The organism is Streptomyces carpinensis, assembly GCF_002154505.1.
GTDB classification, from domain to species: Bacteria; Actinomycetota; Actinomycetes; order Streptomycetales; family Streptomycetaceae; genus Streptomyces; species Streptomyces carpinensis.
The window spans coordinates 1-14,464 of record NZ_MUBM01000284.1; the positions used below are offsets into that span (position 1 = coordinate 1).

The 14,464-nt window shown below is 74.8% G+C and carries 8 protein-coding genes; 3 read left to right on the forward strand and 5 right to left on the reverse strand.

The annotated features are described in order from the left end of the window. Positions 1 to 316: bifunctional hydroxymethylpyrimidine kinase/phosphomethylpyrimidine kinase (locus BZY54_RS33760; protein WP_208640854.1), on the forward strand; the 316-nt coding region annotated here is incomplete at its 5' end. A gap of 46 nt (positions 317 to 362) precedes the next feature. Here BZY54_RS33760 and BZY54_RS33765 read toward each other — a convergent pair. The 3 genes from BZY54_RS33765 to rpmB form a co-directional block, all read right to left on the reverse strand. Then, positions 363 to 1,577: an FAD-dependent monooxygenase gene (locus BZY54_RS33765; RefSeq protein ID WP_086729135.1), complete on the reverse strand. Its 1,215-nt coding sequence runs from the start codon at positions 1,575 to 1,577 to the stop codon at positions 363 to 365. Further along, positions 1,574 to 4,633: an AfsR/SARP family transcriptional regulator gene (locus BZY54_RS33770; RefSeq protein WP_086729136.1), complete on the reverse strand. Its 3,060-nt coding sequence runs from the start codon at positions 4,631 to 4,633 to the stop codon at positions 1,574 to 1,576. The genes BZY54_RS33765 and BZY54_RS33770 overlap by 4 nt, the downstream gene beginning before the upstream one ends. 262 nt (positions 4,634 to 4,895) lie before the next feature. Further along, the gene (gene rpmB / locus BZY54_RS33775) at positions 4,896 to 5,081 is read right to left on the reverse strand and encodes a 50S ribosomal protein L28 (RefSeq protein WP_003993230.1); all 186 of its coding nucleotides are present in this window, start codon (positions 5,079 to 5,081) and stop codon (positions 4,896 to 4,898) included. Positions 5,082 to 5,347: 266 nt separating this feature from the next. Here rpmB and BZY54_RS33780 point away from each other — a divergent pair, with 266 nt between their 5' ends. Further along, on the forward strand, positions 5,348 to 7,120 hold the full coding sequence (locus tag BZY54_RS33780) for a DAK2 domain-containing protein (protein ID WP_086729137.1): 1,773 nt from the start codon (positions 5,348 to 5,350) through the stop codon (positions 7,118 to 7,120). Positions 7,121 to 7,144: 24 nt separating this feature from the next. Here the strand turns inward: BZY54_RS33780 and BZY54_RS33785 are convergent, their stop codons facing one another. Beyond that, positions 7,145 to 10,126 (reverse strand): tetratricopeptide repeat protein, encoded by a 2,982-nt coding sequence (locus BZY54_RS33785; protein WP_086729138.1) that lies wholly within the window; start codon positions 10,124 to 10,126, stop codon positions 7,145 to 7,147. After that, positions 10,123 to 11,973, reverse strand: coding sequence for an HSP90 family protein (locus tag BZY54_RS33790; RefSeq protein ID WP_086729139.1), 1,851 nt, complete (start codon positions 11,971 to 11,973; stop codon positions 10,123 to 10,125). Before BZY54_RS33790 ends, BZY54_RS33785 begins: the two co-directional genes overlap by 4 nt. 169 nt (positions 11,974 to 12,142) lie before the next feature. On the opposite strand from BZY54_RS33790, the gene recG reads away from it, so the two are divergent. Beyond that, positions 12,143 to 14,386: an ATP-dependent DNA helicase RecG gene (gene recG, locus BZY54_RS33795; protein ID WP_086729140.1), complete on the forward strand. Its 2,244-nt coding sequence runs from the start codon at positions 12,143 to 12,145 to the stop codon at positions 14,384 to 14,386. The last annotated feature ends 78 nt before the right edge of the window (positions 14,387 to 14,464 follow it).

The window sequence follows — 14,464 nt, forward strand, 5'->3', positions numbered from 1 at the left end:
GAGCCAGGCCGTGCGGGAGGGCGGGAGCCAGGCCGTGCGGGAGGGCGGGAGCCAGGCCGTGGACCTGCTGACGGACGGCTCCGAGGAGTACTGGCTGCGCGCCCCCCGCTACGACAACCGGCACACCCACGGCACGGGCTGCACCCTCGCCTCCGCGATCGCCTCGCAGCTGGCGAAGGGCCGGTCCGTGCCGGAGGCGGTCACGGCCGCCAAGGAGTACGTCACCGGGGCGATCGCGGCCGGGTTCGCGCTCGGCGGCGGGATCGGGCCCGTGGACCACGGCTGGACCTTCCGGGGGCCTCGCACGGCCGGGTAGGCGCGCGGTTCGACCGTCACCCGGCCGGGCGGCCGCGGTTGCGTGCTCACGCGGCCGGGTAGTCGCGCAGTTCGATCGCGGTGGCCGCCTTCTCCGTGAGCCGTTTGAAGAAGCCGGCCAGCATCCGCGAGCTGAGCAGCCGGTACATCCGGTCGCGGCTGCGGATGCGCCGCTCGGTCGGCGGGGCGAAGAAGGGGCCGGCGTTGCCGGAGATCTTCTGGCAGCCCTTGGCGAAGCCCCGGATCGCGCTCTCGTACGCGGCGAACGCGGTGCGGTGGTCGCCGCCCGCGAGGGCGAGTTCACCGGCCAGGACGTACGCGCCGACGATCGCCACGCCCGTGCCCATGCCGCCCATCGTGGCGCCGTACCCGGCGTCCCCGAGCAGCGCCACCCGCCCCTTGGTGAGCCGGTCGACGTGGATCTGCGCGATCGCGTCGAAGTACAGGTCGTCGGTCTTCTCCAGGGCCTCGAGGACGCGCGGTGTCTCCCAGCCCATGCCCGCGAACCGCTCGGCCAGGATCCGCTTCTGCGCGGCGACGTCCCGGCGGTCGTACGTCAGCTCCTCGGAACGGAAGACCAGCAGGGCGCCCGCGCGGTCCGGGTCGCCGTCGTAGTTGCCGACGACGACCGCGCGGCCGGGCTCGCTGTAGAGGCGCCCGCTGCGGTCCAGGCCCAGGTGGTTGGGAACCGGGAAGCCGGCCACGTAGTGGTCGAAGAAGCGCAGGTGGCGGGACTCGTCGCCGAAGACCAGACGGCGGGTGTGGGAGTGCAGTCCGTCCGCGCCGACGACGAGGTCGAAGCGGTGCGGCGCGCCCCGCTCGAAGGTGACCTCGACACCGTCGGCGGTGTCGGTGAGCGTGGCGACGGAGTCCCCGAAGACGTACTCGACACGGTCCTCGGTGCGCTCGTACATGATCCGCGCGAGTTCGCCGCGGAAGATCTCCACGTCGCCGCTCATCATCTCGGCGGGCAGGTCCACGCGCGCGGCGCCGTCGGCGTCGACGACGGTCTGCCGGCCCATGTGCGTCTGGTGGGCGTGGATCTCGTCCCAGATGCCCATGTCGCCGAGCACCTTGCGGTGGACGTGGCCGCGGAAGTCGACGGCGAAGCCGCCGCCGCGCAGGGCGGGCGCCTTCTCCACGACGGTGACGCGGGCGCCGTAGCGGGCGAGGTTCAGGGCGAGGGCCGGGCCGGCGACGCTCGCGCCGGAGATCAGGACGTCGAGGTGGGCCAGGCTGCCGGTGTTCTTCGGGTTCGTCATGGGCAGCAGCCTCCAGCCCGGCGCCTACCGTCCGCCCACCGTTCGCTGACTGCCGCTGACCGTCGCCGTCTGCCCTGGTCGAAGGCGTCCGCGTAGGTCTGCGGCGAGAGCCGCGCGCGAACTTCCTCCTCGGTCCGTGCGGCATCGGGGTCCCCGTGCGGCGGGGCACCCCGCAGTCCCGTGCCGGCGCCGAGCAGGACGGCGGCCCGCTCCGGCGGCTCGGTGACGGATGCCAGCGCCTCGGCCGCCTCGGCGAGCTCCAGGACGCCCGGGCTCTCCTCGGCCATGGCGGCGGCCTGCCGGAACCAGTCGCGCGCGTCCTCGACACATCCTTCGGCGACGGCCGTGCGGCCCAGGCCGATGAGGATCCGGACGGTCTCGCCCACGCTGAACCAGTTCGCGGCGCACTCCCTCAGGGCCTGCTCGTAGTACGCACGCGCGCGTCCCGTGTCGCCGGACAGCCGGGCCGTGTCGCCCAGGCCGCGCAGCGCGCCCGCCGCCTTGTCGGCTGCCCCGGCCGTGCGGGCGAGCGTCAGCGCCTGCTCGAAGTGCGCCGCCGCCCGGTCCGGGTCGCCCCGGCGCAGCAGCACCGTGGCGCGGCTGCGCAGCAGGTCGGCCGTCTCCTCCGGGGCCGCCAGTTCCCGCACGTACCCGAGTCCCTCGTCCAGCAGCTCCAGCGCCCGCCCGTGCTCACCGCGCGCGAGGGCGTGAAGGGCCAGCGGTTCCAGGCAGTTGGCCATGCCCCAGCGGTCCCCGGCGGCGCGGAACCGCTTCAGCCCGCGGGCGAAGCACTCCTCGGACTCCCGGACCCGGCCCGCGAACTGCGCCTGGAAGCCCAGCCCTATGTCCAGCAGGGCCCGCGCCCACGGGTCGTCGCCGGCATGGGCGAGAGCCCGCTCGTTGGCGGCGGGCCTGGGGCCCGCCGCCACGGACCACAGCACCAGGACGTACGGCAACCGCAGCGGGCCCTGGTACGACTCCAGAACGGTGTCCACGCGCGCGCGGAGCTCCTCCCCGGCGAGGGGGTCCCCGCCGTCCCCGGACAGCGAGTCGATGGCGCACAGGACGTACTCCTCCACCAGGCCGGGCGGCGGCGCCTCGCCCACGGCGGCCAGCAGGGCACGGGCGAGCGGCACCTGCTCGCCGTGCAGTCCGCGCAGCCGCCAGAACCAGGACAGCAGGGCCATCAGACGCAGGGCGCCCGCGTGGTCGGCGCGCGCGAGGTGACGCAGCGCCGCGTCCAGGTTGGCGTGTTCGGCGGCCAGCCGGGCCAGCCAGCGCAACTGCCCGCCCCCGCGCAGGTGCGGCTCGGCGTGCTCGGCCAGCCGCAGGAAGTAGGCGGCGTGCGCGTCCCGTAGCCCGCCCGGGTCCACGGCGTGTTCGGCGGCGAACGCGCGGATGGTCTCGAGCATCCGGTAGCGCCCCTCGGACACCTCCAGGAACGACTTCTCCACCAGCGACGCCAGCAGGTCCTCCGGATCCGGCACCCCGCACACGGCCTGGACGGCGTCCGCCGTGGCGCCCCCGGGGAACACGGTCAGCCGCCCGGCCAGCTCCTGCTCCTTGGCGTCCAGCAGGTCCCAGCTCCACTCCACGACGGCCCGCAGGGTGCGGTGGCGGGGCGCCTTGGTGCGGTCACCGCGGGAGAGCAGGCGGAACCGGTCGTCCAGGCGGTCGGCGAGCTCCTCCGGCTCCAGGGTCCGCAGCCGTGCCGCCGCCAGCTCGATCGCCAGCGGCAGCCCGTCCAGGGCCCGGCAGATGTCGGGCACGCGCGCGTGGCCCTCGAAGGCGGGGCGCACGGCCCGGGCCCGGTCCAGGAAGAGCCGCTCCGCCGGTTCCGGCGGCAGTGACGGCACCGGGACCAGGACCTCGCCGGTGATGCCGAGGGCCTCGCGGCTGGTCGCGAGGATCCGCACGCCCGGGCAGCAGCCGAGCAGCAGCCCGGCGAGCCGGGCCGCGTCCTCGACCACGTGCTCGCAGTTGTCCAGCACCAGCAGCAGCTCGCGGTCCTCCAGGGCGGCCAGCAGCCGGCCGGTGATGTCGGTCGTGGCGTGGCGGAAGCCCTCCCGTATCCCGAGGGCCGCGAGGATCGCGTACGGGACCTTGGTGCCGTCGCCCAGGGGGGCCAGTTCGACCAGGCACGCCTCGGCGCCGGTCCGGGCGGCCTCGATCGCGAGCCGGGTCTTGCCCGCGCCGCCGGGTCCGGTGAGTGTGACCAGGCGCGAGTCGGGGTCGGCCAGGAGCGCGGCGATGCGGGCGAGCTCGGCGTCCCGGCCGACGAAGCGGGTCAGCTGGGCCGGGAGCGGGGGCCGTGCGGGGGCGCGGCCGCCGCCCTGGAGCAGTTCGAGGTGCAGGGCGGACAGTTCGCCGGACGGGTCGGTGCCCAGTTCGTCCGCGAGCGTGCGCCGGGCCTGCTCGTACACGGTCAGGGCCTCGGCGGGCCGCCCGGCCGTGTGCAGGGCGCGCATCAGCTGCCCGTACAGCCGTTCGCTGAGCGGGTGCGCGGCGAGCAGCGCGCGCAGCTCGGGGACCAGCTCGGCACCGCCGCCGAGCGCGAGGTCCGCCTCGACGCGGTCCTGGGCGGCGGCCAGCCGCAGCTCCTCCAGGCGGGCCACGGCGGCGTGCGCCTCCGCGTCCGGCAGGTCGGGCAGGGCGGGGCCGCGCCACAGCGCGAGCGCCTCGCGCAGCACGGCGGCCGCGCGCGCGGGGTCACCGGCGGCGAGGGCCGCGCGACCTTCTTCGGTCATGAGTTCGAATCGATGGGCGTCGACGGATTCGGGCGCGGCGGCCAGGCGGTAGCCGACCGGGTCGGTCTCGACGGGCGTCTGCGGGCCGAGGCGCCTGCGCAGGCGGGAGATCTGCGACTGGAGGGCGCCCATGGCCCCGGCGGGCGGCTCGGCGCCGTACAGGCCGTCGATCAGGCGCTCCGTGGGGACCGTCCGGCCGACGTCCAGGAGCAGGAGGGTGAGCAGGGCGCGGGGACGCGGGCCGCCGGGGTCGACAGGGGTGCCGTCGTCGGTACGGATGTCCAGCGGGCCCAGGATGCCGAAGCGCATTCCCCGGATTCTGGCAGGTGGGGCGGGGGCCGGTCCTCGGATACGGCGAAAGCCTGCCAGCCGAGGCCGACGCGGCGGAGGGCCGCACCTGAAACGGACACGGTGGAAGGGCCGCGCTCAAGCAGACGCGGTGGAGGGCTCCTCCAAGCAGGCACTGTGGAGGGCCGCCCCGAAGCGGGCACGGCAAAAAGCCGGCCCGTCGGGACGGACCGGCTTAATGCAGCGAACCAGCAGTGGCCGCGCGCTTAGCTGTTGCTGTGCGTCAGCGCGAGACCTTGCCGGCCTTGATGCACGAGGTGCAGGCGTTCACGCGCTTCGGCGTCCCGCCGACCACGGTACGCACACGCTGGATGTTCGGGTTCCAGCGGCGGGACGTACGGCGGTGCGAGTGCGAGATGTTGTTGCCGAAGCCCGGCCCCTTGCCGCAGACGTCGCAGTTGGCAGCCACGGGTCACTCCAAAGACTTCAGATGCACTTACGGTTGATCCCGGCATGCCGGGATCCGGACTTCTGGCTCAGAGAGCACTTCGAAACCCGAGTGGCGTTGCCAGGGGAAGAGCCCGATCAGGATCGGGCAACCGGAGCAGCATACAACGTCTGCTCCCGTGGAACGAAACTACCATGGCGCCTCCGGGGTCCGCCCCGGCCCTCTTCCGGCGGGCGCCACCCCTGGGTCTACCCTGCCGTCCAGACCAGCAGCTCAGGGAGGCGCAGGTGGCGCAGGTGCCGCAGACGTTCGACGCGCCGGCGGTGCGCACCTGGTGCGGTCTGGCGCTGCGGGCGCTGGGGCGGGCGCGCGAGGAGATCGACTCGATCAACGTCTTTCCCGTGGCCGACGGGGACACCGGCACGAACCTGTACCTGACCGTGGAGTCCGCCGTCGCGGCGGTGGAGGCCGTGTTCGAGGCCCACGAGGCCGGCGGCCCCACCGGCGAGGCCCTCCCGCTCCCCGACCCCTCCCTCGGCCGCCCGTCCCTGGCCGAGGCCGCGCGGGCGATGGCGCACGGGGCGCTGATCGGCGCGCGCGGCAACTCCGGGACGATCCTCGCCCAGCTGCTGCGCGGCATGGCCCAGGTGCTCGCCGCCGACGGCGAGAGCGCCCACACCGACGGCCGAGGTCTGCGGCTCGCCCTGCGGCGCGCCGCCGACTCCGCCCGGCAGGCGGTGGCGCACCCGGTCGAGGGCACGGTCCTGTCGGTCGCCTCCGCCGCCGCCGACGCGGCCACCGGCGCGGAGGGCGACTGCGGCACGGTCGCGCGCGCCGCCTACGAGGGCGCGCGCCGGGCCCTGGCCGCCACCCCCGGCCAGCTGGCCGCCCTGGAGCGCGCCGGAGTGGTCGACGCCGGCGGACGAGGGCTGGTCGCGGTGCTCGCGGCCCTGGTCGAGACGTTCACGGGCGAGACACCGGCGACGGAGAGCACACCGTCGGACGGGACGGCGGAGGCCGCAGGGACCGGCCGGCCGGGCGAGGTAAAGCCGACCGTGCCGCACGCGCGCGTGCATTCCGCCGAGCCGGACGAGCCGAGCGCCTGCGCCCCGTCTCCCGCTCCCGCACCGTCCGCGGGCCCCGCCTTCGAGGTGATCTACCTCCTGGAGGCCGAGGACGCGTCCGTCGCCCGGCTGCGGCAGCGGCTCGACGCGCTCGGGGACTCCCTCGTCGTGGTCGGCGGCGACGGGCTGTGGAACGTGCACGTGCACGTGGACGACGCCGGCGCCGCCGTGGAGGCGGGTGTAGAGGCCGGGCGCCCGCACCGCATCCGGATCACCCACTTCGGCGCGGACGACGCGCACACCACCCGTGCCGAGCGGCCGCCCCGGGAACGCGCCCAGCGCGCCGTCGTGGCCGTCGTCCCCGGCGAGGGCCTGGCCGGGCTGTACACCGAGGCCGGGGCGACCACGGTGCCGGCCCGCCCCGGCGAGCCGCCGGCGAGCGGCGAGCTGCTGGAGGCCGTACGGCGGGCCCACGCACGCGAGGTGGTCCTGCTGCCCAACGACGCCGAACTGCGCGACACCGCCGCCGCGGCGGCCGAACAGGCGCGCGGCGAGGGCGTCCGCGTGGCCCTCATCCCGACCCGCTCGGCGGTCCAGGGCCTCGCCGCCCTCGCGGTGCACGAACCGGGGCGCCGCTTCGACGAGGACGTGGTCGCCATGACGTCGGCGGCCGGCGCCACCCGCCACGCCGAGGTCACCGTCGCCGAGCGCCAGTCGTGGACCACGGCGGGCATCTGTCAGGCCGGTGACGTCCTCGGCCTCATCGAGGGCGACGTGGCCGTGATCGGCTCGGACGTCACGGCCACGGCCAAGACCGTTCTGGACCGCATGCTCTCGGCCGGTGGCGAACTGGTCACCCTCGTCCTCGGCGACGACGCCCCGGACACCGTCGCCGACCACCTGCAGATCCACGTCCGCGACTCCTACCTGGCCGTGGACACGGTGGTCTACCGGGGCGGCCGGCAGGGCGCCCCGCTGCTCATCGGCGTGGAGTAGCGGCGGGGGCCCGGGCGGACCTCGTCAGTCCTCGGACCGCTTCTCCACCAGGTGCAGCAGCCGTCCGGCCTCCGCGCGCCGGGCCGGCACTGCGTCGTCCTCGTCCCCGGTGCCCTCGTAGGCCGCGAGGACGGCACGCGCGCGTGCCGCCGCCTCGGCGGGCCGGCCCAGGTCGGACTCCAGCCAACCCGCGGCGAGTTCCGCGCCGGTCCTGTCGTGCAGGGCGTCCGGTCCGAGCCGGGCGAACACGGCGATCGCCTGTTCCGTCCGGGACAGAGCCTCCCCGAGCACGGACCTGGTCGTGTCCTCCTCCGGCTCCTCCGCCTCGACGGAACGGGCCAGCAGGTCCCCGAACTGCCTGTGGGTGTTGCCGAGTTCCCCGGTGAGCCCGAGCCGCGCCTCCTCGTCGGCCGCCCCGCCCAGCGCGGCCCCGCACTCCTCGACCGCGCTCGCCATCAGCCGCCGTGCCGTGTCCGGGCCGGCCTCCGTGCGCAACGCCAGCCACGCACGGGCGCGCAGCGAACGTACGAGGCCGTGCGCGTTGCCCAGCGAGCGCCACAGGTCGCCCGCGCGCGCGTAGGCACGGTCCGCCTCGGCGGGCAGTCCCGCGTGGCTCAGCGACTCGGCGGCGAGATGGGCGAGTGTGGCGTGGTCCTGCTGCTCGGGCCAGTGCCGGGCGATCTCGGCGGCCTGAAGCCGCCGTTCGGCCGCCATGCGGTGCTCCCCGAGCTCGCTCAGGCAGTCGCCGAGCCACCACTGGGTCTGCACGACCGCCCCGTCGCCGTGGGTCTCGGCGGACAGGTCCGCCAGCGCCGACTCCAGCACCTCGGCGGCCTCGGCCCACCGTCCCTGCCGCAGCAGCAGACCGCCGAGCTGCTGCCGCGCCCAGGCACCGAGCGTGGGGCCCTCACCCGCCTCGTCGGCCCAGTGCGCCGCCTGAAGGGCGTGCTCCGCCGCCTCCGGGGCCCGGCCGAGGCCGCCGAGCACCTCGGCCAGCCGGAGGTGCAGCTGCGCCCGTCCGGCGGCCTCCAGATACTCTCCGCCGTGCTCCAGGGCGGCGCGCAGTGCCCGTTCGGCCCGGGCCGCATCGCCCAGGTGGTACGCGAGGGAGGCCAGCCGGGCCTCGTACTCCACCGCGAACCAGGGCAGCCCGGCGCCGACGTACCGCGCCACGGCCCCCTCGAGCAGCTCCGTGGCCGTCCGGAGGTCCCCGGTGCGCGCGGCGACCTCCGCGAGCATCGCCCGCGCCTCGGCCGTCCGCGAGGCCGTCCGTACGTCGGCCCCGTCCTCCCCGCTGTTCCCGGCGGCCCCGTCCTGCCCGGTGGGCGACTCGACGAGCGCCAGCACCTCCCGCGCGGCCTCCTCCGCTGCGGACAGCACCTGAGGGGCCACGGGCCCCTCGGCCTCGTGCACCGGCCGCATCAGGATCCGCGCCCGCCCGATCAGCACGGACGCCGTCTGCCGCACGCCGGTGCCGCCTTCGGCGTACAGCGCGAGGACCCGCTCGTACGGCTCGGCGACCGCGACGAGCGCCTCCTCCACGTCACCCGTCAGCGCTCGTACGTACGCCGCACGCGCGCGTGCGGCCAGCGCCTCACCGGGATCACCCGCCTCCGCGTACAGCTCGGCCGCCCGTGCGAACAGCCCGGCGCCCTCCGGCCCCCGGCCCATCGCTTCGTGGTCGGCGATCTCGGCCCGGTCCCGGGCGTCCAGTTCCACGCCGTCCAGGTCCTCTGCGGCTCGCGCGACCGCCGCCCACGCCTCCATGGCGTGCGGCCGGAGGGTGTCCGACAGCCGCCGCGCCTCGGCCAGCAGCGCGGGCAGGTCGTGGGCCTCCGGTTCCGCCGCGGCGGCGGGCCGCACCCCGGTGGCGGGCCGGGTGGCCGGCGGCCGCGCCGTCCGCACCCCCAGCGGCAGCCGCTCCGCCAGCGGGCGCCGCGCCATGCGCGCGCGCACCCGCTCGCCGACGTGGGCAGTGCCGTTGCGCCGGTCGAAGCGGGCGGCCAGCGCCTCGGCCTCCCCGCGCGCGTGGGCGGCCAGTTCACGTGCCGTCCAGGCACGCCCCGCCGGTCCCGGCACCGTCTGCCCGTCCAGCCCCAGCTCCACCAGACGGTCCGTCAGCAGTGTCACCACCGCGAGGAAGTCCAGCCTGCTGCGCGGATGCCCGGTGTCGGTGAAGTACGCCGGCCGCTCGGCCAGCAACTCCAGGGCGCGCGCCTCGTTGCCGGTCAGCGCACAGAACTCCACGTGCTTGGCGTAGGCGGTGCGCATGCTCTCCATGGGCCGCACCAGCCGGAAACCCCGCAGATGGTGGGCGCGCGCCTCTTCCGGGCGGCCCAGCCGCAGCAGCGGCAGCAGCGAGGAGGCGAGCACGGCGTGCGGCTCGTGGGCGCAGGTGAACTCGCCCTCCAGCACCGGCCGCCACAGTTCGACCGCCTCCGCGTCCCGGCCGCGCTCGGCCTGCCACCAGCCCTGCTCGTGCAGCTCGCACGCGTGGCAGTCGGCCATCCGGTCGCGGTCGGCCGCCAGCCACGCGGCGTACGCCCGCTCCGCCCGAGCCACGTCCCCGACATGCGTGGCGACGCTGAACTCCGCGCCGCGAACCGCCCGTTCGGAGTACCCGGCGATCCGGTAGCGGTGCTCCATCTCGCCGAGCCACTTCTCGACGGACGCCAGCGGGATGTGCGGCTGGTCCAGCATGCCGGCCGACATCCACTTGAAGACCCAGTGCAGTGAATGGGCCTCGTACTCGTCGAAGTCCTCGGGGTGTTCGTCCCACAGGCGCAGCAGCCGCGCGAAGGGGACGAATATCTTGTCCTTCTCGGAGCTGTAGTTGTAGACCTTCAGCTGGTGCCCGAGCGCCTCGATCACTGCGAGCGGGATGTCCAGCTTCTCGGCCTCGGCCAGCAGCTGTTCCGCGCGCGCGTTGCGGGCCGGTCCCTCCGGCTGCTCGCCGTTCTCCGCCATGGCCCGGCGCAGCGAGCCGAAATCCGTGATCGAGCTCATCGGCAACCCTCCTCCCCGTGGGTGGCCCACTCCAGCAGTCCGATGAAGGCGCGGTTGAGCAGCGCCGAGTCCGCCGGGCGCAACGGGCGCTGCGCCATCAGCAACGCCTGCCCGTACAGGGACTCCGTCGCCGTGCCGATCAGCTCCGCATCGCCCAGGGAACTGATCCTCCGGACCAGCGGGTTGAGGTGGTTGAGCACCAGACGCGCGCGCGGGGCGCTGCCGCGCAGCGAGCCGAGGATGCCCGCCCACAGGTCGTCGGCCTGCGTCTCGGCCTCCGAGCGGGCCCGCTCGTGCCGGGCCGCCCGGTCGTCCAGGTGCAGCGCGGGCACGGACAGCGGGTGGAAGGCGCGCAGCACGACGTCGCAGCCCAGCGGGTCCAGCTTCGCCCGCGCGCTCGCCAGGAACCCCGACAGGGCCAGCTCCTCGGCCGGGTCGACGGCGTCCAGGTGAGCGGTCACGGTGTCCGCGTCCAGTTCGGCGACCGCCGTTCCCGGGCGCACCGAGGGCAGCGCCTCCACCAGTTCGCTGTCGTAGGTGTAGCCGCCGTTGACGACGCCGACGCCCTGCGCGGAGGCGATCGGCGCCACCTGCCGGTACTCCTCCACCGTCCGCGTGAAGTGCACCACCGGGTGCCGCTGCGCGAACTCCTCCAGGGACAGCCGCCCGTCGGTCGTCTCGAAGGGCAGCCACGGCAGCATCGTGCGCAGCATCTCCGCGTCGTGCCGGGCCAGGGACTTCACGCCCAGGTGGTGCACGGCCAGGAAGGCGGCCAGCCGCTCCGGGTCACCGGCGGCCAGCCCGGTCAGCCAGGACCGGATTCGTTCCCCCAGCGCCTCGCGCACCGCCGCCAGCGTCTCGTCCTCGTACAGCGACTCGCGCGAGGCGGTCGGCCGCAGGCTGTCCGTGTCGAGCACGCAGCGCACGAAGAACGCCCAGTCGGGCAGCAGCTGTTCGGCCCGCTCGGTCAGCAGCATGCCCTTCAGGTGCACGCGGTGACCCGCCCGCTGCGCCGGGCTGACCGCCGACGGCAGCACGTACGCCACCCCGCGGATCCCGGCCACCGGCACGTCCAGGTCGACCGAGTCCAGCGGGGTGAAGCCGAACAGGTCGTGGCAGTGCCGGGCCAGGGCGACCCGGCGGGCGGCGGGGGAGGGGTACGCCCGGTTCCAGGGCGCGGGCAGATCGGTGACCGCCTCCTCGCCGACCCGGACGTCGTACGGCAGCAGCGACCCGAAGTCCCGCGCCAGCGCGAGCACCCGCTGCTCGGCCAGCCACTCACCGGCACCGGCCCGCGCCTGAAGGTGCACGGTGGTGCCGGGCTCCGGGCGGGCGGAGCCCGGCAGGGTCCGCACGGTGTACGAGCCGTCGTCGCGCGCCGTCCACTCCACGGGCGGCGCGTGAGGCGTACGGGCGCTGCGGCTGACCACGCGGATCCGCTCGGCGACCACGAAACAGGCCAGCAGGCCGATGCCGAACTGGCCGAGGAAGTCCGAGCGGGCGTCCTGCAGCCCCTCGGCGCGCTTGGAGCTGCGGCCGATGGTCGCCAGCAGCTCGTGCACGTCGGACTCGGTGAGCCCGATCCCGGTGTCCTCCACGCACAGGCTGCCCCCGTCGGCGTACAGCCGCACCCGGGCGGGAACGTCCGGGTCCTCGGCGCGCCGGGCGGTGATGGCGTCCACGGCGTTCTGCAGCAGCTCGCGGAGGTAGACCTTGGGACTGGAGTAGAGGTGGTGCGAGAGCAGGTCCACCAGGCCGCGCAGGTCGACCTGGAAGGTGTGGGCGGACGGGGCTGGCTGGGATGGCTGTGGTCCCTGTGGTGATGCCTGTGAGGTCTGGGAGTCCATCGTCACGGCGCCGGTGGGGGGAGCTTCGGGGCGGCGCGGGGTCGGGCGGTCCCGGCGTGGGGCGGTGACCGCGGGGGGAGGCCGGAGCGCGTCATCCTAGAGCCCGGGCGACCCGTGCGACCACGGGTTTCGCGACACGGCTACGGCTTTGTCAGTGCCGTGGTGTGCAATGGATCTCGTGCCCGCACTGCAAGAACCACTGCGACAACCGCTGAAGTCGGTGCTCGGCCCCGCCACCGCGAAGGTGATGGCCGAGCACCTCGGCCTGCACTCCGTCGGCGACCTCCTCCACCACTACCCGCGCAGATACGAGGAGCGTGGCCAGCTCACCCGCCTCGCCGACCTCCCCATGGACGAGCACGTCACCGTGGTCGCCCAGGTCGCCGACGCCCGCCTGCACACCTTCGCCTCCTCCCGGGCGCCCCGCGGCAAGGGCCAGCGCCTGGAGGTGACGATCACCGACGGCAGCGGCCGGCTCCAGCTGGTCTTCTTCGGCAACGGTGTGCACAAGCCGCACAAGGAGCTCCTGCCGGGCACGCGCGCGATGTTCGCGGGCAAGGTCTCCGTGTTCAACCGGCGGATCCAGCTGGCCCACCCGGCCTACGAACTGCTGAAGGGGGACGCCGGGGAGACCGTCGAGTCCTGGGCGGGCGCCCTCATCCCGCTCTACCCCGCCACCGCCAAACTGGAGTCCTGGAAGATCGGCAAGGCGGTCCAGACCGTCCTGCCCAGCGCCGAGGAGGCCGTCGACCCGCTGCCCGACTCGCTCCGCGCGGGCCGCGGCCTGGTCACGCTGCCCGAGGCGCTGCTCAAGATCCACCGCCCGCAGACCAAGGCGGACATCGCCGACGCGCGCGCCCGCCTGAAGTGGGACGAGGCCTTCGTCCTCCAGGTCGCCCTCGCCCGCCGCCGGCACGCCGACGCCCAGCTCCCCGCCGTCCCGAGGAAGCAGCGGCCGGACGGCCTGCTCGCCGCCTTCGACGACCGCCTGCCCTTCACCCTCACCGAGGGCCAGCAGAAGGTCTCCCGCGAGATCTTCGACGACCTGGCGACCGAACACCCGATGCACCGGCTGCTCCAAGGCGAGGTGGGCAGCGGAAAGACGATGGTGGCCCTGCGCGCCATGCTCGCCGTGGTCGACGCGGGCGGGCAGGCCGCGATGCTCGCGCCCACCGAGGTGCTGGCCCAGCAGCACCACCGTTCGGTCACCGAGATGATGGGCGAGCTGGCCGAGGGAGGCACGCTGGGCGGGGCCGAGCACGCCACCAAGGTGGTGCTGCTCACCGGTTCCATGGGCGCGGCGGCCCGCCGTCAGGCGCTGCTCGACCTGGCCACCGGCGAGGCCGGCATCGTGATCGGCACCCATGCGCTGATCGAGGACAAGGTGCAGTTCCACGACCTCGGGCTGGTGGTCGTGGACGAGCAGCACCGCTTCGGCGTCGAGCAGCGCGACGCCCTGCGCGGCAAGGGAAAGCAACCCCCGCACCTGCTGGTCATGACCGCCACGCCCATTCCGCGCACGGTGGCGATGACGGTCTTCGGCGACCTGGAGACCTCCGTCCTGGACCAGCTCCCGGCCGGGCGCTCGCCCATCGCCAGCCATGTCGTCCCGGCCGCCGACAAGCCCCACTTCCTGGCGCGGGCCTGGGAGCGGGTGCGCGAGGAGGTCGCGAAGGGCCACCAGGCGTACGTGGTGTGTCCGCGCATCGGTGACGAGGAGGACGATCCCCGGTCCGCGAAGGACAGGCCGGCCAAGAAGAAGCAGCCCCCCGAGTCCGCCGAGGACGCGGCCGAGAGGCGCCCGCCGCTCGCCGTCCTCGACGTGGCCGAACAGCTCGCCCGCGGGCCTCTCCAGGGGCTGCGGGTCGAGGTGCTGCACGGTCGGATGCAACCCGACGACAAGGACGCGGTCATGCGCCGCTTCGCGGCCGGCGAGACCGACGTGCTGGTCGCCACCACGGTCATCGAGGTCGGTGTCAACGTCCCGAACTCCACCGTGATGGTGATCATGGACGCCGACCGCTTCGGTGTCTCGCAGCTCCACCAGCTGCGCGGCCGGGTCGGCCGGGGCTCCGCGCCCGGTCTGTGCCTGCTGGTCACCGAGATGCCCGAGGCGAGCGCCGCCCGCCAGCGGCTGAACGCGGTGGCCTCCACCCTGGACGGCTTCGAGCTCTCCCGCATCGACCTGGAGCAGCGCCGCGAGGGCGACGTGCTCGGCCAGGCCCAGTCCGGCGTGCGCTCCAGCCTGCGGGTGCTCGCCGTCATCGACGACGAGGAGATCATCGCCGAGGCCCGCGAGGAGGCCGCCGCGGTGGTGGCCGCCGACCCGGACCTGGAGCACCTGCCCGGCCTGCGCACGGCCCTGGACGCCCTGCTGGACGAGGAGCGGGAGCAGTACCTGGAGAAGGGCTGACAGACTGGAACAGCCGGCACCCGAGCCGCAGCCCATTCCTTCTCACCGCATCCCACCGCACCGCATCGACCAGGACGA